This window comes from Koromonas humicola (genome assembly GCF_059726255.1).
This window is the reverse complement of the sequence record NZ_AP040873.1, coordinates 4,483,448-4,500,917: the sequence shown is the minus strand read 5'-3', so window position 1 is coordinate 4,500,917 and position 17,470 is coordinate 4,483,448. Positions and strand designations below refer to the sequence as shown.

Sequence of the window (17,470 nt, the reverse complement as noted above, 5' to 3'; positions counted from 1 at the left end):
GCGTTTGGGTGGCTGGTGACCAAGCGCGCCAGCGAAGCTGAAAGCTGCGCTGGGATCCTTCGGCTTCGCCTCAGGATGACAACCCAAGAAGCGCACACCCACAAATTAAAATTACTTGCTCCTGCGATTGGCGCGCACGGAAGCGGGCGTGAAGTATTGCCAGCCTTTGGGTTCGAGTTCGGTAGTGTAGCCATTCTCGTGCTCAACGCAAACCTCGTTGCCTTCGGTGATGTAGCCGATCAGCGAGATGGAGACGCCTTTGTAGTCGGAGGGAATGCGGCGGCCGGGCGGAACAGTGAACAGGAGCTGGTATTCGTCGCCGCCGTGGAGGGCGTGGCGAAGCTCAACTTCGTGCCGGTTGAGCGAGGCGATGGGGATGGCGTTCTCTTGCAATATGGCTCCGACGCCCGAGGCGCGACAGATACGTTCGAGATCAATCGACAGCCCGTCGCTGATGTCGATCATTGCCGAAGGAATCTGCTTGTCTCCAAGAAAACGGGCCACATCGAGCTGAGCCTGCGGATAGAAATGCGCCGGGTAAGATGACGCGCGGAAGCGGCGTTCAGGCTGCGCATACATCTGTTCGAGAAGGGCGGCTGGCGCACCGAGTTCTCCGGTGACGAAGATGCGATCGCCTGGCTGGGCGGTGCTGCGCAGGATCGCCTTTCCTTCAGCGACCGTGCCTAGGACTGTGATGTCGGCGAGGACTCCCGTGGGTGATTGCGCGATGTCTCCACCGGCGAGCGTGACTCCGGCACTTTGGGCAGTGCTGAGAAGGCCGTCGAAGAACTGATCGGCCCAGCGCTGCGGGAGATCTTGGGGCAAAGCCAGCGAAAGGAACGCGGCAAAGGGCGTGCCTCCCATGGCAGCAATGTCGGAGAGTCCGCGAGTCAGGCAGCGGTGGCCTACGGCGTCGGCAGGGTGCCACTCGCGACGGAAATGAATGCCTTCAAGAGAGAAATCGGTCGTGACGAGCGTCTCCGTGCCAGCGGCGGTGGAAAGCACGGCACAGTCGTCTCCGATGGAACGCGTGACGCGAGCTGGCGCGGAACGACGGAGCGATGGGTGAGCCGCCTCAGCAGCAAGGCGGATGCGTTCGACAAGACGTGTCTCTGAAATTGGCATGACGTAGCAGAGTACTCGAAAAACGCAAGGTTTCAAAGTTCCGAAGGTTTCAATGTTTCAAAGATTCAAAGTTGAAGGCGTCGAAGGTTAAGGTTCGAAGCTGGTGGCGGGAGCGGAGAAATGAAGAACAGACGGGAGGAGCTTCGCTCAGAATGAAATTGCGAGATCGATGTCGGCCGACAAAAAGGGCATCTGAGGTTTGCTCAGTGGAGATTGGAGAAGGGTTGTCCGTCAACTAGACGTTGGCGGACTCTCGAATCTGGGCCGTGAGTTCGTCGACCTTGCGCTCAAGGACGTGGCGGATCGACAGAATGCCTATGATGCGGCCATCGTCTTCGACTACGGGCAGGTGACGCTTCTGATGATTGATCATGACGGCAGTGGCTTCGGCGATAGGAGTAGAACGGGTCGCCATGAGGACCGGCCTGCTCATCACCTCACGCAAGGGAATCTGGTGCGGGTCACGGCCTGAAAGGGCGACGCGCGTCATCACATCGCGCTCGGTAAAAATGCCGGCCACTACGCCTTGTTCGTCAACGACGGTTGCGGCACCCATGCCACGGTGCACCATGGCTTCAATGGCTTCTGCAGCGGACGAGGTGACAGAGACAACAATTGGGTTTGCTGGTAAATAATCAACAATGCTCATATATGGGCCACGCGTTTAGGAAAGATACTCCTTTAGAGACACCGCGGGAGGCAAAAAGTTTCCGAAATGTGTGAATTGAGGGTAAATACGAGAAGGAATAAGGAAGAGTACTTGGAACTTTGTGGCTAGCTGTCACCTTGTTTGCCGACCCGAGCCATCGTGGTACGGAGATACTTGTGCGGGTTCACTGGCACACTCTGAATGCGAACTTCGTAGTGCAGGTGGGGCGATGTGACGCGTCCTGTGGTGCCCACGTACCCAATTACCTGTCCGCGGTGAACGTGCTGGCCGGAGGAAATGGCAAACCCGGAGAGGTGTCCGTAGCGGGTCGAGGTTCCATGGCCGTGATCGATGTTGATGAGGCGTCCATAGCCGCTCATGAACTCAGCGAAGCTGACCACGCCATCAGCGGCAGCGTGTACCGGGGTGCCATAGGGCACCGAGATGTCGATTCCGCTGTGGAATGCGCCTTCACCGTTGAACGGATCGACGCGTTCGCCGAATGAACTTGTAAGGCGTCCCTCAACCGGCCAGAGCGAAGGTGCAGTGGAGGTGCGCGCCCAATCGGAGAGTGACGTCAGACGATGAGTGCCTGCATCCTGCATTCCGGAGGCGGCGGCACCGGTGAGGGCCGATCCCCGCAGGGCGTACAACGTATTCAGTGACGCCTGGTACTGCTCGGGCTGCACGTTGTCGTTGGTCGGCAAGAGGCGGGGATTCGTCTTGAGCCCGTAAATTGCAGAAACTTCGGAGGCAATTGAACCCAGCGAGGCTACCTGAACATCTTTCTCTTTAGTAGCTTGCTCAAGCTGAGAGTAATTGCGCTTGATCTGGTCTTTCTCGGCGCGAAGATCGTTGAAGCGCTCCACCTTCCAGAGCATGCGGGCGTAGGAGCCAGCCATGCCGGTAATGGTGCACATGCCGATGAGGGCGCCAGCGAGAAACACGTAGAGATAATGTACGGGGATGGGAATCTTGCGGAGTTGACCGTCAGAGTCGCGCGCGACAAAAAGAATGTACCAGCGCTTCCGCAATGTGATCTCCCAGAAATTGCAAAGATGCGGCCGGAAACTCAAGCCAAAAACAGGAGGGCAGGTTGCCGTCGGACGTTGAGAACGCCCCTCCCTTGCCTGCTCATTCGCTTAATGACTCTACAAGCCTACCAACGTGCAACGGACAGCGTCAATGGGAACGGTAACAGTTTCGGCACCCGGCTGGCATATTGGATGACGTTTCCGGAATCCAGAGTTGCACAATGGGCGATGAAATTGCGAATAGATGGGCAAATCGGGGACCATTCAGAGAAACTGATGGTGAGTACTCGTATCCCGAACGCCGAGTTAGTATCCGGAATGCGCGCCAGCGAGAGAAATATGAGTGCACTGTTATAATAGTGAACTACGCCAATGTCGATGAAATCTACTAGTAATACTTCCTTCGAGGCATCTTCCCACGACCAGAAAAATCGAATTCGTTCAACCACCGTGCTGTGCGTACGCCGCAACGGTCGAGTGGTGATGGCAGGCGATGGGCAGGTGACTCTCGGTGATCACGTAATCAAACAGGGAGCGCGGAAAATTCGGCGATTGTACCAGGAAAAGATTCTGGCGGGCTTTGCCGGATCGACGGCCGACGCTTTCTCGCTCTTTGGCCGATTTGAGACCAAGTTGGAGCAATTTGCCGGAAATCTTGGCCGGTCGGCTGTGGAGCTGGCCAAAGACTGGCGAACGGACAAGACGCTGCGGCAATTGGAAGCGCTGCTGCTGGTGGCCGACCAAAAACAGACGTATCTGCTAAGCGGCAACGGAGACGTGATTGAGCCGGATGACGATATAGCGGCCATCGGAAGCGGAGGGCCCTTTGCGCTGAGTGCGGCGCGCGCGCTGATGCAATTCACGGACATGGACGCGCGGAAAGTGGCCGAAGCAGCGATGACCATCGCAGGCCAAACCTGCATTTACACGAACGAAAAGTTCACCATCGAAGAACTGTAGCAACAGCGGTCCTGATGAGGGTCGCGATGAAGTGGGCGTTACAACGAGGGCCGCAGCAGCCCGGACGCCGAAAGGATTTGGAATGGCGATTTACTTGCCACAGACCGTAGAAGAAGATTCAATCGCGCTGGACGAATTGACTCCGCGCGAGATTGTCTCTGAGTTGGACAAATATGTTGTAGGCCAGCAGGACGCAAAGCGCGCCGTGGCCATTGCCCTCAGGAACAGGATGCGCAGGCAGAAACTCTCGCCAGAAATGGCCGAGGAAGTGATGCCGAAGAACATCATCATGATTGGACCGACGGGCGTGGGGAAGACGGAAATTGCGCGCAGGCTGGCAAAGCTGGCGAATTCACCTTTCCTGAAGGTCGAAGCCTCGAAGTTCACCGAAGTCGGTTACGTGGGCAGGGACGTGGAATCGATGATTCGCGACCTGATCGAGATCGCAATCGACATGGTGAGAGAGGAAAAGCTCGAAGACGTTGCAGAGAAGGCAGAGATGAATGCAGAAGAACGCATTCTGGATCTTCTACTGCCTCCTTCACAGGCTACAACCAGCACGACAGGTGGAGACGGAAGCACCGGCGGCACGGCGACGCCCAGCAGTGGACCAACAACGATTCCGGGGGACTCCACCGCGCTCACATTGCCTGCGGAAAGCACCTCGCGCACCCGCGAGAAGCTGAGGCAGCAATTGCGTGAAGGCAAACTCGACGAGCGCACAGTAGAACTCGACGTACGCGAGAAGAACACGCCCACGTTCGAGATCATCAGCAATCAGGGCATCGAAGACATGGACATCAACTTCAAGGACATGTTGCCCAACATCTTTGGCCAGCGTACGAAGAAGCGGAAAATGAAGGTGGCCGAAGCCTTTGAATACCTGATTGCGGAAGAAGAGCAGCGGTTGATCGACATGGACCAGGTAACCAAGACGGCTCTGGATCGGGTAGAGCAGAGCGGAATCATCTTCCTGGATGAAATCGACAAGATTGCTGGACGTGAAGGTGGACATGGGCCGGATGTATCGCGCGAAGGCGTGCAGAGAGACATTCTGCCGATCGTAGAAGGCACGACGATCAACACGCGCTATGGAATGGTGCGAACGGATCACATTCTGTTCATTGCTGCGGGCGCGTTCCATGTGTCGAAACCGAGCGATCTGATTCCGGAACTGCAGGGCCGCTTCCCGATTCGCGTTGAGCTGAAGTCGCTGACGGTGGAAGACTTCGTCAAGATTCTGACGGAGCCGAAATCGTCGCTGACAAAGCAGTACGTCGCATTGCTGGAAACGGAAAACCTGAAGCTTGAGTTCACTCCGGATGCGTTGGAGGAGATTGCGGTCTTTGCGGCGCGGGTGAACGAGACGACAGAGAACATTGGAGCACGACGCCTGCACACGATTATGGAACGTGTGCTCGACAAGATCAGCTTCGAGGCTCCGGACTTAAAAGATAAGGATGTGAAGATCGATCGCGAATACGTCAGGACAATGCTGGCGGACATCGTGAAGGATCAGGATCTGTCGAGATACATTCTGTAACCCAGAAGTTAGGCGAGGTTTCGCAATATGGAGGCGCTGCTCTTTCGAGCAGCGCCTTTTGTTGTGCACCAAGTTGATACTGTCTTGTCAGGCCGCGGCGGCTGAACGCTCGGTGGCCACGGGACGGCTGAAGAAGTCAACGATGCGGCGATTGAAGGCTGACAGGTCCTGTGGTCCGCGACTGGTGACCAAGCCGTTGTCTTCGACCACTTGCTTATCCACCCAATGCGCTCCGGCATTGATGAGATCAGTCTTGATGGACGGCCAAGAAGTGAGAGTGGTGCCTCGGACGACGTCCGCCTCAATCAGCAGCCAGGGGCCATGGCAAATAGATGATACGGGTTTGCCTGACAGGCAGAAAGTGCGGATGAATTCGATGGAGTCCGAATCCATGCGCAAAACGTCTGGGTTCAAAACTCCGCCGGGAAGGTGCAGCGCGTCGTAGCGGTGCACGCTGGCGTCTGAGAGCGAAACATCTACCTTGATGTTGTCACCCCACTTAACGAATTTCCATGCGCGGATCTTGCCACCCTTGATTGTCTTGTTAGGCGAGATGACGTGCACGGTTGCGCCTGCGCGCTCAAGGGCCTTCTTGGGGCTGGTGAGTTCAATCTGCTCTACACCATTGGTGGCGAGGATCGCTACACGAGCGCCTTTCAGCTTGTTATTGCCGAATCCAAAGAGTGCCATGCGTTCTGCTCCTGTCTAAATTTTGGCGATGCAGGTTATGAATGCGAGGAGCGAGGCGGGGATGCACTACAGGGATTGCGGGTGTGTTCAGGAGTGGGATACAGAGGTGCGAAGGTTGACCAACTTCAACTCTGCATCGAAGCACTCTCAGGTTAGAGCCAAGTGCGTGCGCGAAACCCGGGCACAAGACTGAAGCTGGATCGGGCGTGCTAACAGAGAGTCACCGCTCACTTCTTGTCGCTCGAGGAGCACCCATATTGCTCAGAACTTTCGAGAGTGACTGTAATGTGAATGGTTTCTGAAGGTATATACCGCTTATAGCGCCTTTGCCCTGGATCATCGCAGGCTCGGCATAGCCCGACATATATATGATCGCAATATTGTGCCTGACCGCCATTACCTGCTGCGCCAACTCTGGCCCACTCATTCCGGGCATAATGACATCCGTCAGCATGACATCGATGTCGCCGCTGAAATCATTCAGCTTCCGAAGAGCATCATTGCCATTCTCAGCGGCAATAACTGAATAGCCAAGCGCGCTCAGAAAATCCATGCTGGATTCCCGTAACGCCTGATCATCTTCCACCAGCAGAATTGTCCCCTTGCACTGCGCCGGCATTTCATCTTGCTTACGATCAGTGCACTCCGACGATTCCCGTCGGGTAATGGCAGGGAAATACACCTTGAACGTCGAGCCTTTTCCTAGCTCGCTATCCGAGGAGACGTAACCTCCATTCTGGGCCACAATGCCGTAAACAGTTGCAAGGCCAAGTCCCGTTCCCTTTCCGAGTTCCTTCGTTGTGAAGAACGGCTCGAAGATGTGGGCCTGCGTCTCTTGATCCATGCCTACACCATTGTCGGTGACTGCGAGCATCACATACTTTCCTGCTGCCACCTCCGTCCATCCATCGCAGTGCATGTGATCAAGTTCAACATTTGAGGTTTCAATGATCAGCCTTCCTCCGTCAGGCATAGCATCGCGGGCATTTATACAGAGGTTCATTATTACCTGCTGAATCTGGCCGGGATCAGCTTCGCATTGCTCTAAAGTTGTGGACAATCTGCTCTCTATGGTGATGTGTTCACCAATCAGCCGGGGCAGCATCGCGATCGAGTCCTTCAGCACATCGTTAAGCTTCAAAATGCGTGGCGCTATGACTTGTTTTCGGCTGAAGGCCAGCAGCTGCAGGGTCAAATCACCGCCCCTTTTTGCTGCATTCATCAATTGCTGCACGTAAGTTCGCTGCGGGTCTTCGGTGCAATATTGCCCTAACAGTTCGGAGTAGCTGCTGATCACCATGAGCAGATTGTTGAAATCATGGGCTACCCCGCCCGCCAACTGGCCCACAACCGCCAGCTTCTCACTCCTCAAGAGTGCTTCCTCTGCTTGCCTCTTCTCCGATATGGACTGAGTTAACTTCAGCTTGCTGTAGCCCATCTCCGACAAGATGTGCGCAAGCCTCGTCATAAATGACATCGCTTTATCGACCATCCCGTTACTGAGGCGAGGAACGCGGTCTAGCGCTGCCATATATTTCTCTTCGTCAAATCCGTATTGCTTGGCCTGTTTGAGGAAGAGATCGCGGTCAATTTCTTCATCGTCGAAGAAGAACTGTCCTGAGAAGATATTCCCAATATGCTGGTCGCCCACCATCAGCGGAGTGGCCACGTCCCACATACTGTTTTTGCATTTGTAAACGCGATGTTCGCCTGGTCGGATGCCTGCGGTCAGTCTAGTGTCACTCTCCAGGCAGTTGATACAGCTCTCCGGATTGGCACGGTGAAAGTCTATACAGATTGCTTGCCAACCTACTCCCGCGAGCACCTTACCCCTTAAGTCGACGATCACCATAGGCATATGTACGATTTCAAAGAAATCGTCCATCAGGCCTTGAATAATCCCTACCTCTATGAAGTCTGACAATTCCAGTGTCGTGAGATCTTCTTTTGCGCTGTCCGGAGTTGGTCGAAGTTGCACGAAGTGCTGATTGCCGGGAAAGAGTCTTATCGGAGTCGGGCGGAGAAACGCGTCACGGTTCTGCGCGGCTGGCGGAGGCATTAGAGACTCTCCAAGACAGGCTACCCGATCCGCAGCTTCACCCTACTCGGAGCTGACGCCTAGTCTTTTGTGGGATCAGCGCAGTATATCCCGCTAACTACATTCCTATTCGTAAATGTTTACCCTAGTCCTCCATAAGGTGAATAGCCGGGTGGTCAATCTGCCTGGTCTGAATTGTTTGTAGATCTTGAACTTACACGCCGATCGCGTGCGCCGGTACATGGAAGAGCGGACATCGGGATTCAGGAGCAGCATGATACGGGGAGGCGACGACGGCGGACCTATGCCCGGGTGAACTTGGGGACAACCGAGGCCAGTTAGCATTCGGCTAGAATATAAGTATGGAATTGGATGAAGTAAGGATTTCTACACCGGCTGAGTTGGCGGAAAAACGCGAGCGGCTGTATGCGCATTTGCGCGAACTCGGGCGGGTGCTGGTGGCGTATTCGGGTGGGGTGGACTCGGCTTACTTGGCTTGGGCGGCGCACGAGGTGCTCGGGGAACAGATGCTGGCGGTAATGGCCGATTCGCCTTCGCTGGCACGGGCGCAGATGCGCGATGCGATTGCGTTTGCCGAGGAATGCGGGATTCCGCTCGAAACCGTACGCACGGAAGAGTTGGAGAACGCCGATTACCAGCGCAACGACTCGATGCGGTGCTTCCACTGCAAGGATGAACTGTTTGCAGTGATGGAGAAGTTTGCTGCAGACAAGGGTTGGCAGGCCGTGGCGTATGGCGTGAATCTGGATGACCAGGGAGACTGGCGTCCGGGGCAAAAAGCGGCAAGGCAACATGGAGTGGCGGCTCCGCTGTTGGAAGCGGGACTGACGAAGGCAGACATCCGCGCGCTTGCGGCAGAGGCGGGGCTGAGAGTTTGGGACAAGCCGGCATCGGCGTGCTTGTCGTCGCGCATTGAGTATGGACGACAGGTGACGCGCGAGGCTCTGGAGCAAGTGGAGCGCGGAGAAGATGCGCTGCGAGCCATGGGATTCAGGCAATTCCGGCTGCGGCATCATGGAGACATTGCGCGAATCGAGATTGCTCGCGATGAACTGCATCGGGCGCTGTCGTTGGAAATGTTCGCGCAGATGAGTGCCGAAATCAAAGCTTGCGGGTTCAAGTACGTGACGCTCGACGTGGAAGGGTTCCGGTCGGGGTCGATGAACGCGGTGCTGGCGGTGGAGACTTTGACGACCAGAGGCAAGCGCGAGTTACAAGAGCAATGATCGATAGGAAAGTACGAGATGAGTTTGCGCTGAGGCCGCCTGTTGGCGGCTTCGCTATTTAAAGCAGATTAAGTGCCCTGAAAAGATGCGCATGAGATAATTCTGAATAGTTTATCAGTGGATGATTTGTCACTGTGGGAGTGTCAATGCGCCGTTTGATTTGGTGTGTATTGCTACTGGCCGTGAGTTGCAGGGCTCAGAACCCGAACGGCGCCGATCTGGATCGAAAAATAGAAAAGCAGGTGCGCGCTACGTTTGGTCTCCCCGCCTATGTGAATGTCGATGTGGGTGCGCGAAAGCCCAGCACCGAGTTCGGCGGTTACGACCAGATCGAAGTGAAGATGTCGTACGGCCCGCAGTCCCAGACGCGGCAAATGCTGGTAAGCAAAGATGGAAAGACTCTGGTTTCCGTGGTAAAGATGGACTTAACACGCGACCCGATGGCCGAAGTGATGTCGAAGATCGACGTGAAGGGACGTCCGGTGCGCGGAAACAAGGATGCCAAGGTTACGGTCGTCGTCTATGACGATTTCCAATGTCCGTACTGCTCGCGCATGCACCAGACGCTGAACGATGTTCTGAAGACCTACGGCGACCGAATCAAGATTGTGTACAAGGATTTCCCGCTCGTGCAGATTCATCCGTGGGCAGAGCGGGCTGCAATCGATTCCGAATGCCTGGCGAAACAGAGCGCAGGCGCATTTTGGGATTTTGCGGATTACGTCCACGCAAATGGGCGCGAGATTCAGGGCGAGAAACGCCCGCAAAGCGTACAGGCTGCCGAAGTTGACCGTATCGCGATGGACATGGGCAAGCGGCACTCGGCCGACCCAGCCGCATTGGAAAGCTGCTTGAAGTCGCAGCCAAAAATGGATTTGGAAGCCAGCGTGAAAGAAGCTGAGTCGCTCGGGATTGAGGCTACTCCAGCGGTGTTCATCAATGGCACGAAGCTCGAGGGCGCAGTGCCGATCGAAGAGCTGCGGTTGGTTCTCGATAAGCAACTGAAGGACGTGGGCGTTGAGCCTCCGACGAAGGCTTCGGCCAACGCTGGAGAATAGGCTGGGGAATTGAAGTTGACCTGGCTAGGGCGGCAAAACGTTTGTCAGTGAAATGAGTAGAACTGTTGGTTTTGAGCTGGATAGCACGCAGGGTTTGGAGGGATCTCGATTGAAACGCAAGGTGAATGTTTGGAGCGCGACGCTGATACTTTGCGCGCTGGCGCTTTTGGCGGGAGCGGGATGCAAAGGCGCGCAGGGCAGCTCAGACGTGGTAGCACGGGTGAATGGGCGCAAAATTCTGCGCTCCGAAGTCGAGAAGTATTATCGCAACCAGACCGAAGGTCAGCCCTCACCTTCGACTGAACAGGCACAGAGCCTGCGGCTCAGCATTCTGCGCGAGCTGATCGAAAATGAAATTCTGCTGCAGAGGGCGGAGAAACTCGGCCTGCTCGCGACAGACGAAGAAGTGGACAGCAAGCTGAACGAAATTCGTGCGCCTTTCACGAAGGAAGAATTCGATCAGCGGATGAAGGAACGCAGCATCACGCTCGACGACTTCAAACGCGATCTGCGGCGCTCGATCACCGTCGAAAAGGTACTGAACAAAGAGATCACGTCGAAGATCAACATCAGCGACAGCGATATTTCGAACTACTACAACCAGCACAAAGCGGAATTCAACTTGATCGTGCCGCAGTATCATCTGGCGCAGATTCTGGTGACGACGCAGCCAAATCCGCAGGTTCGGAACCTGAAGAACGATAAGGCACAGAACGAGGCCGAGGCGAAGAAGAAGGTTTCGATGCTGATGAATCGGCTGGATAGCGGCGAGGACTTTGCCACGCTGGCGATGAACTACAGCGAGCAGCCCGATACGTCTGCGACTGGCGGCGACCTGGGATTCATTCCGGAGAATTCGCTGCAGGGCGACAAGCAGGCGTTTGACGCTATCAGCAAACTGAAGCCGGGACAGTTCACCCCGCCGCTACCAGCGGCAGACGGCGGCACGCACCAGTTGTTTGGCTACCGCATCATCAAGCTGATTTCGCGCGAGCCGGCAGGCCAGCGCGAATTGAATGATCCTCGCGTGCAGCAGGCAATCCGCGAGCAGTTGCGTGATCGTCGCGAGCAGTTGCTGAAGGCGGCTTACTACGAGTCGCTCCACAACAGCGCTTCGATCGAAAACTACATGGCGGATCAGGTGCTGAAGGGGAGCGGACAGTAAGGAAGAGGTTCGCAAGGTATCGCGAGTTTAACGCCCGGCTCAATGCCGGGCGTTTCCTTTTTTGGGGTGATGGGGATCCCGACGGCCCTTGGTTCTGAGGTGACGTGGAAACAAACTCAAGTGCAACTACTCCACCCTAAACTCTTATGAGTTTAGGATGGGGCACCCTGGAACTCCCTGGCGATGCGGAGGTAGATTTACTCAACAACGAGCAAGAGGTCTCCGGCATTGACGGTCGCGGATTCGGGCACGGAGATCTTGGTTACTTTTCCCTTCTTGGTGGATTTGATCTCGTTCTGCATCTTCATGGCTTCTACCACGACGAGGCCCTGACCCGATTCGACTTCGTCACCCTCGGAGACGAGCAGGCGAACGATCTTGCCGGGCATAGGGGCAGTAATCTTGGCTGGGCCAGACTCTCCTGCCATGGAAGCGAGACGACTGCGCAGCGAGCGTGGGTCGCGGACCTCGGTCGCAAAACGCTCGGAACCAATGATGATGTGCGTTTCGCCCAGCAGAGAGTACTCACGCTTGGCTTCGTAGTTTCGTCCGTCGTAGATGATGGAGAGGACGTCGCGCGCGGTCATGGCGACGTCGAGCGCAAAGGGCTCGCCATCAACCGTAGCCTGATAGCCGTTGCTGACGCGCTCCAGTTCGACCTGATGCAAAGTGCCTTCGACGAGAACTTCGTATTTCATCGGCCTACCCCCTCGATGCGTGCGGCAGCTTTCCAGCCGCTTGGCTTCGTACTTCCGTTGGTCGGCGGTGCGACTCGCGGAGTGGCTGCATGCAGTCCATCGTTATTGCGCGCTGGCTGCGAACCGGGCGGCGGTTGCTGCGAGAAAATTGCGGCGGCCAATGCCACGACTGGACGGCGGCGCTCGGTGCGTTCATCAGTTACGCGCGGCTCCTTCAGCAGGCGATCGAGGAAACCGGTGTCGACGCTTCCGGCCTGAAACTCAGGATGCAGCAGAATGCGCCGGAAGAGTGAGAGGTTGGTTTTGATGCCTCCGATGAAGTACTCGATGAGAGCTCGGCGCAGGCGATTGATGACCTGCGTGCGGTTTTCGCCATAGGCAATGAGCTTGGCGAGAAGCGGGTCGTACTCCAGCGGTACTACCCATCCTTCGTACATTCCGCTGTCGCGGCGGATGCCGGGACCGGAGGGCGAGATGAGGCGAGTGATGCGTCCGGGGGACGGGAAGAAATTGTTGTCGGGATCTTCGGCGTAAACGCGCAGCTCCATCGCGTGGCCGCGGAGGATGATGTCCTGCTGCTTGATTGGAAGCGGCTCTCCGGCGGCAACACGGATTTGGAGTTGCACGAGATCGATTCCGGTGACCGCCTCGGTGACCGGGTGCTCAACCTGAAGGCGAGTGTTCATTTCGAGAAAGTAGAAGTTCTTGTCGGCATCCACAAGGAACTCGACTGTTCCGGCGTTGAAGTAGGTCGCCGCCTTGCCAACGCGCACAGCAACCTCGCCCATGCGGCGGCGCATGTCGGGATCGACAAATGAGCAAGGCGCTTCTTCAAGAACCTTTTGATGGCGCCGCTGTACGCTGCACTCGCGTTCGGCAAGGTAGATGACATTGCCATGCGTGTCGCCGAAGATCTGCATTTCGACGTGGCGCGGGCTCTCGATGAACTTCTCGATGTAGACCTCAGAATCACCAAAAGAGCGCTGAGCCTCGCTTTGGGCGGCTCGCAATGCAGACCCCAACTGCTTCGGGTTTGTGACCAACCGCATGCCCTTGCCTCCGCCTCCAGCAGCAGCTTTGAGCATGACCGGGTAGCCGATGGATTCGGCTACTTCCAATGCTTCCTCAACGCTCTTGAGTCCGCTCTCAGTACCGGGGACGAAAGGGACTCCAGCCTTCTTCATGTGCTGACGCGCGCGGGTTTTGGAACCCATCATCTCCATCGATTCCGGCGAGGGGCCGATGAAGACAATGCCAGCTTCGCGGCAAGCGCGAGCAAACGCTGCGTTCTCGGAGAGGAATCCGTAACCAGGATGAATGGCTTCAGCACCGCTCCGGCGAGCCGCTTCGAGGATCTTGGGAATGTTCAGATAGGACTCGGAAGCCTGGGCGGGACCAAGGAACTGACAGAAGTCGGCCTTGCGTACGTGCAATGCACGGCGGTCCACGTCCGAGTAAACCGCGACGGATTCGATGCCCATTTCGCGACACGCACGAATGACACGAACTGCAATCTCGCCCCGGTTGGCGATCAAAATTCGTTTGAACATGAAAGAATTCCCCTCAAGAGGTGGAGCTAGGGTAAAGGTTTGGATATTACCAAAAACTCGGGGCCACGGGGAACAGAGATGCTGAGGTGAGAGCGGGAAAGGCGAGCTGGAAACGTCCTTTTATAGCCGTTCGGCAGGCGAAAACGTCTAAATGCGGGAGTGCTCCGCCATGTGGATCGGCGCCAGGGCGAGCGTCTGCTGCACCTGCTCGATTCGATTTCGCAGGCGGTCGAGAGTAACCGTGAGCACCTTTGCCTTTTCCAGCAAACCCCGGTCGGTAGCAATTTTCAGCGTAGCCATGGCGCTTTGCGTGGCGGTGGAGGCAGAGTCCAGCAGGCGGACAAGAGCATCAGCGTGGGGACGCCAAAGGTGAGTCGAATCCTGACGCTGCTTGAATTCCTCGATTTCAGCCTGCATGCGCGCCATGACGGCCACCATGCGAACGAGTGCGCGGGCGTTATCGCCTCGAAAACTCTTCTCATGATGAAACTCTGCAGCGCAGGCATCGGCTTCGTGCGGCTGCAGGACGAAGTTGCCGAACTTCATAGGAACAATCTGGCGGTAACGCTCATCGGCCGCACGAACCCAACTGCGAAGTGAGTCCTCAACTGACCGGATGCGGGTCTCCTCTTGCAGCAGTCCCGGATCACCGAACCCGTGCAGAGGCGAACTCGGTGCAGGCGCTGGGGTTGGCATAGGAGCGGGTGCGGCAACAGGGGGTGGAGGCGGCGCCGAATATCGCTCGACCGGGCGCGGCTGGATGGCTTCGTCGAGAATACGCGTGTGCGCGCGAGAGTCGACGGCCTTCTTGAGCCGCGAAACGTGGCGGAAGTGGTCCTGTGCGCGACGATACTCAGTGTCGAGGATCTTATTGACTTCAAGGCGAGTGAGCTGCTCGACGGTGATGTCACCGTCCACCCGCGATGACAGGCTTCCGCCTCGCTGCTGGATGTCGTCGGCGTAGGCCTTGATGCGGCTGGCCGCCGACTTGAACAGTTCCATGAAGCGACGACCGAACTTGTCATTGTAAGGTGCGATAGTAGCCAGCGCATGAGGGTGATAGAACGCGGGGCCGAAGGTGTGCTTGATGTTCCGGGCCTTCTGCATAAGCCCGGAATCCATGAGCCGGTCGAAGTGGCTGATGTGTTCGACTTCGTCGCTGAGGTATTCAAACTCCTCCAGCGTACGCGCCTCGTCCGCCGTGAGCTGGGGGAGTTCGGCGTCGTCAAGAATTTCCATCAGCGCGATCTCGAAGGGCGGGATGGGCGCAACACCATCCATCGAGTATCCGCGGCGATCCCACTGACCAGGCACTCGAGGATTTCTATAGAGGAAGGTAGCGACGAAATCCGTCTTGTCGCGATCGAAGTCGTTCTTGGACTGCTTGCGTGCGTAATAGCGAAGGAGGGCCTCAGCAAGATCTTGATCGACAGTTGTGGTGAGGCTGTGGCGAAGCATTTCGGGCGTGATCGCCATGTCAAGCAGCTTGAGCCAGCGGCGCATTGCAGGTAGCAGTGTTGCAACATCGCGATCACGAGCGCGCAGCGACTCGGGCTCAAGCCCGCGCGGCGGCGTTACTTCGTCCTCAAGAAATTCGCGCAGCAGGTTGAGATAGAAACCATGCACGATTTCGAGGATAGTAAGTTCCCAACTGAGATCGACAGCCAACACTGCACTCCAGATTGTCTTGTGAGAAATCCAGTGTAGCCCTTTGCCGGGCGGAGAGGAATCAGAAATTGTTGCGGCACGCAAACGGCCTCTCCGAAGAGAGGCCGCTCGGTGAAGCGATGTGTAGTAGAAGGTTACTTGCCCTGCTGCTGATCCATGACGATTCCGCCCGGACCCTGCTTATTGGCCTTTTCCTTCTTGGTCGCGATGGTCTTGTCAACCCACGTGTCGGCCGTCTTGAGATCGGCGGTGCGGGCATCAGGATTGTCGCATTCGTAATCGGCGCGCTCGCGATACATGAGGTTCATGTACGCCATGGCATCGTCGTAGTCCTGACGAAGCTGGAGGGACTTGCTGAGAAGGTTGATGCCTTCTTCAACTATAGGCGCGTTGTGAGCCTTGACCACTTCGCAGACCTTTTTGTCCTTGAGTGGGTCGGTGGCCTTCATGCCGATCTTGTTGCGCTCATCCTGACGGAACTTGTAAGCCTCGGTCCAATCAATGAAGGCGACGGAGTAGTAGGATTCCGGATCATTAGGATCGATCTGGACGGCCTTGTTATAGAACTGCTTGGCGTCATCGAACTGCTTCTGCTGAAGGTAAAGGTAGGCGATACCTTTAACAGCGTTGATGTTGCTGGCATCTGCGTCGAGTACCTTCTTGTACTCATCGATGGCCTGCGCAGCAAAGCGCTTGTTCTCTTCTGTCTCCGCGCCAGGCACATACTGCTGGGCGTAGGCGGTCGCGAGATAGATGCGCGCGTTGAGGAGCTTGGGATCGAGACTAACAGCAGTCTTGAAGTGTTCGATCGCCTCTTCATAACGGGCGTTCTTATAGGACTGAACTCCCTTGTTGAGGTGGTCGCGAGCCTGGAGCTTGGTGCAGCCGGCAGAGGCCAGTACGATGAGAGCGAGGAACAAACCGGCCAGCACGCGTACGATTCTGTTCATTTGATGTCACCTTCCGTTGCCAATTCTTGGCCGGGGTCTAAGGTCTCGGGCGAAGCTTCGGAGCCGGTCCGGCGGCGCTGGTTGCCGAATATGGCTGCTGGCGCTTCAATTCTCCCGAATATTGCGGGAGCTTGCGAGGAGGTGGGAGCGCGGCTCGCACCGCACTCCCGTTGCTCATTTTCTCGCGTTACGGCTATTGACCTTGTTCGATCTTGGCCGTAATGAGACCCACCTTGTCCACGCCAGCAGCGTGGACCTTGTCAATTACCTGGGCTACGTCGGAGAAGGTGAGGTCTTCATCACCCTTCACGAACGCAACCTTTTCGGCGCGCGTCTTGAAGATGTCTTCAAGACGGCCCTGGAGTTTGTCGAGCGTAACGTCGTCCTGGTTGATCTTGAGCGTATTGTTCTTGAGCACCTGAACCACGATCGTGCGATCGTTGGACTCCGTCTGCTTTTGGGGCTGCTTCGGCGGCTGGGGAACCAGCGCGTCAAGGCCCTTGGGCGTGAGCGGAGTGATCACCATGAAGATGATCAGCAGCACGAGCAACACGTCAATCAACGGCGTTACGTTAATGTTTGCCTGGGGACCACCGTCCCCACCGCCAACTGCCATTGCCATAGCGGTTGTCTCCTACTTGGCCGTTGCCGGCGATTCGAGCGAGCCCTGCTTACGTTCTTCAGTGAGAAGGCCGAGCTGATCCACTCCAGCGGAACGGACATTGTCGACCACGGCGACGACATCGCCATACTTGGCGCCAGCGTCAGCTTTCACGAAGATTCGCTTATCAGGCTTGTTCGCGAGTCTATCTTTCACTTTGTCAGTCAAGTTTTCAGCCGAAACCGCGTCGGAATTGAAGTAAATCTTCCCGTCGCGCATAACCGCCACGATGAGGGAATCTTCCTTGTCGGCCTCGGGCATTTTGATCGGATTGTCGGTCTTCGCCAGGGTCACGCTAACGCCCTTCTGGAGCATTGGCGTGATCACCATGAAGATGATCAACAATACGAGCATCACGTCGACCATCGGAGTCACATTGATGTCCGAGTTGACGCCTGCTATTTTCTTTTTCTTGCCGTTTGCCATTTCTTCCC

At 56.4% G+C, this 17,470-nt stretch carries 16 protein-coding genes; 5 read left to right on the top strand and 11 right to left on the bottom strand.

Features of this window, described 5'->3' with window-relative positions:
• Positions 1 to 111: 111 nt before the first annotated feature.
• The 3 genes from thiL to AC6IZD_RS19600 all read right to left on the bottom strand — a co-directional run bounded on the left by thiL (position 112) and on the right by AC6IZD_RS19600 (position 2,808).
• Positions 112 to 1,125 (bottom strand): thiamine-phosphate kinase, encoded by a 1,014-nt coding sequence (gene thiL / locus AC6IZD_RS19610; protein ID WP_497785407.1) that lies wholly within the window; start codon positions 1,123 to 1,125, stop codon positions 112 to 114.
• Positions 1,126 to 1,360: 235 nt separating this feature from the next.
• Entirely contained in the window at positions 1,361 to 1,774 is a 414-nt protein-coding gene (locus tag AC6IZD_RS19605; RefSeq protein WP_497785405.1) for a CBS domain-containing protein, read from the bottom strand.
• 125 nt (positions 1,775 to 1,899) lie between these two features.
• On the bottom strand, positions 1,900 to 2,808 hold the full coding sequence (locus AC6IZD_RS19600; protein ID WP_497785403.1) for a M23 family metallopeptidase: 909 nt from the start codon (positions 2,806 to 2,808) through the stop codon (positions 1,900 to 1,902).
• Positions 2,809 to 3,186: 378 nt separating this feature from the next.
• Here AC6IZD_RS19600 and hslV point away from each other — a divergent pair, with 378 nt between their 5' ends.
• Complete coding sequence (gene hslV, locus AC6IZD_RS19595) at positions 3,187 to 3,768, top strand: ATP-dependent protease subunit HslV (RefSeq protein ID WP_497785401.1); 582 nt, start codon at positions 3,187 to 3,189, stop codon at positions 3,766 to 3,768.
• A gap of 82 nt (positions 3,769 to 3,850) precedes the next feature.
• Complete coding sequence (hslU, locus tag AC6IZD_RS19590; protein ID WP_497785399.1) at positions 3,851 to 5,311, top strand: ATP-dependent protease ATPase subunit HslU; 1,461 nt, start codon at positions 3,851 to 3,853, stop codon at positions 5,309 to 5,311.
• 87 nt (positions 5,312 to 5,398) lie between these two features.
• Here hslU and AC6IZD_RS19585 read toward each other — a convergent pair whose 3' ends face one another.
• Both AC6IZD_RS19585 and AC6IZD_RS19580 read right to left on the bottom strand, forming a co-directional pair.
• The gene (locus AC6IZD_RS19585; RefSeq protein WP_497785397.1) at positions 5,399 to 6,001 is read right to left on the bottom strand and encodes a type 1 glutamine amidotransferase domain-containing protein; all 603 of its coding nucleotides are present in this window, start codon (positions 5,999 to 6,001) and stop codon (positions 5,399 to 5,401) included.
• 220 nt (positions 6,002 to 6,221) lie between these two features.
• Entirely contained in the window at positions 6,222 to 8,060 is a 1,839-nt protein-coding gene (locus tag AC6IZD_RS19580) for a PocR ligand-binding domain-containing protein (protein WP_497785395.1), read from the bottom strand.
• Between the two features lie 341 nt (positions 8,061 to 8,401).
• Between AC6IZD_RS19580 and larE the strand changes: the two genes are divergently transcribed.
• From larE to AC6IZD_RS19565, 3 genes are all read left to right on the top strand, one after another.
• Positions 8,402 to 9,286, top strand: a complete 885-nt coding sequence (larE, locus tag AC6IZD_RS19575) for an ATP-dependent sacrificial sulfur transferase LarE (RefSeq protein ID WP_497785393.1) — start codon at positions 8,402 to 8,404, stop codon at positions 9,284 to 9,286.
• A gap of 146 nt (positions 9,287 to 9,432) precedes the next feature.
• The gene (locus tag AC6IZD_RS19570; RefSeq protein ID WP_497785391.1) at positions 9,433 to 10,344 is read left to right on the top strand and encodes a DsbA family protein; all 912 of its coding nucleotides are present in this window, start codon (positions 9,433 to 9,435) and stop codon (positions 10,342 to 10,344) included.
• Between the two features lie 109 nt (positions 10,345 to 10,453).
• A complete protein-coding gene (locus AC6IZD_RS19565; protein ID WP_497785389.1) occupies positions 10,454 to 11,509 on the top strand; it encodes a SurA N-terminal domain-containing protein in 1,056 nt (351 codons plus the stop codon).
• Between the two features lie 197 nt (positions 11,510 to 11,706).
• Here the strand turns inward: AC6IZD_RS19565 and AC6IZD_RS19560 are convergent, their stop codons facing one another.
• The 6 genes from AC6IZD_RS19560 to AC6IZD_RS19535 all read right to left on the bottom strand — a co-directional run bounded on the left by AC6IZD_RS19560 (position 11,707) and on the right by AC6IZD_RS19535 (position 17,462).
• The gene (locus tag AC6IZD_RS19560) at positions 11,707 to 12,207 is read right to left on the bottom strand and encodes an acyl-CoA carboxylase biotin carboxyl carrier protein subunit (protein WP_497785387.1); all 501 of its coding nucleotides are present in this window, start codon (positions 12,205 to 12,207) and stop codon (positions 11,707 to 11,709) included.
• Positions 12,204 to 13,757 carry an acetyl-CoA carboxylase biotin carboxylase subunit gene (gene accC, locus AC6IZD_RS19555; RefSeq protein WP_497785385.1) on the bottom strand — a complete coding sequence of 518 codons (1,554 nt, stop codon included), beginning with the start codon at positions 13,755 to 13,757 and terminating at the stop codon, positions 12,204 to 12,206. The genes AC6IZD_RS19560 and accC overlap by 4 nt, the downstream gene beginning before the upstream one ends.
• A 147-nt stretch (positions 13,758 to 13,904) precedes the next feature.
• Positions 13,905 to 15,509, bottom strand: a complete 1,605-nt coding sequence (locus AC6IZD_RS19550; RefSeq protein WP_497785383.1) for a hypothetical protein — start codon at positions 15,507 to 15,509, stop codon at positions 13,905 to 13,907.
• 50 nt (positions 15,510 to 15,559) lie between these two features.
• Entirely contained in the window at positions 15,560 to 16,375 is an 816-nt protein-coding gene (locus AC6IZD_RS19545) for a tetratricopeptide repeat protein (protein WP_497785381.1), read from the bottom strand.
• 193 nt (positions 16,376 to 16,568) lie between these two features.
• Complete coding sequence (locus tag AC6IZD_RS19540; protein WP_497785379.1) at positions 16,569 to 16,997, bottom strand: ExbD/TolR family protein; 429 nt, start codon at positions 16,995 to 16,997, stop codon at positions 16,569 to 16,571.
• A gap of 12 nt (positions 16,998 to 17,009) precedes the next feature.
• A complete protein-coding gene (locus AC6IZD_RS19535; protein WP_497785377.1) occupies positions 17,010 to 17,462 on the bottom strand; it encodes an ExbD/TolR family protein in 453 nt (150 codons plus the stop codon).
• Between the last annotated feature and the right edge of the window lie 8 nt (positions 17,463 to 17,470).

What these genes read in the sequence shown, in the direction of transcription:
- AC6IZD_RS19545 (WP_497785381.1), bottom strand. Translation starts at nt 16,375, where the DNA reads ATGAACAGAATCGTACGCGTGCTGGCCGGTTTGTTCCTCGCTCTCATC.
- AC6IZD_RS19570 (WP_497785391.1), top strand. Translation starts at nt 9,433, where the DNA reads ATGCGCCGTTTGATTTGGTGTGTATTGCTACTGGCCGTGAGTTGCAGG.
- AC6IZD_RS19585 (WP_497785397.1), bottom strand. Translation starts at nt 6,001, where the DNA reads ATGGCACTCTTTGGATTCGGCAATAACAAGCTGAAAGGCGCTCGTGTA.
- accC (WP_497785385.1), bottom strand. Translation starts at nt 13,757, where the DNA reads ATGTTCAAACGAATTTTGATCGCCAACCGGGGCGAGATTGCAGTTCGT.
- AC6IZD_RS19540 (WP_497785379.1), bottom strand. Translation starts at nt 16,997, where the DNA reads ATGGCAATGGCAGTTGGCGGTGGGGACGGTGGTCCCCAGGCAAACATT.
- AC6IZD_RS19580 (WP_497785395.1), bottom strand. Translation starts at nt 8,060, where the DNA reads ATGCCTCCGCCAGCCGCGCAGAACCGTGACGCGTTTCTCCGCCCGACT.
- larE (WP_497785393.1), top strand. Translation starts at nt 8,402, where the DNA reads ATGGAATTGGATGAAGTAAGGATTTCTACACCGGCTGAGTTGGCGGAA.
- hslV (WP_497785401.1), top strand. Translation starts at nt 3,187, where the DNA reads ATGAAATCTACTAGTAATACTTCCTTCGAGGCATCTTCCCACGACCAG.
- thiL (WP_497785407.1), bottom strand. Translation starts at nt 1,125, where the DNA reads ATGCCAATTTCAGAGACACGTCTTGTCGAACGCATCCGCCTTGCTGCT.
- AC6IZD_RS19605 (WP_497785405.1), bottom strand. Translation starts at nt 1,774, where the DNA reads ATGAGCATTGTTGATTATTTACCAGCAAACCCAATTGTTGTCTCTGTC.
- AC6IZD_RS19560 (WP_497785387.1), bottom strand. Translation starts at nt 12,207, where the DNA reads ATGAAATACGAAGTTCTCGTCGAAGGCACTTTGCATCAGGTCGAACTG.
- AC6IZD_RS19535 (WP_497785377.1), bottom strand. Translation starts at nt 17,462, where the DNA reads ATGGCAAACGGCAAGAAAAAGAAAATAGCAGGCGTCAACTCGGACATC.
- hslU (WP_497785399.1), top strand. Translation starts at nt 3,851, where the DNA reads ATGGCGATTTACTTGCCACAGACCGTAGAAGAAGATTCAATCGCGCTG.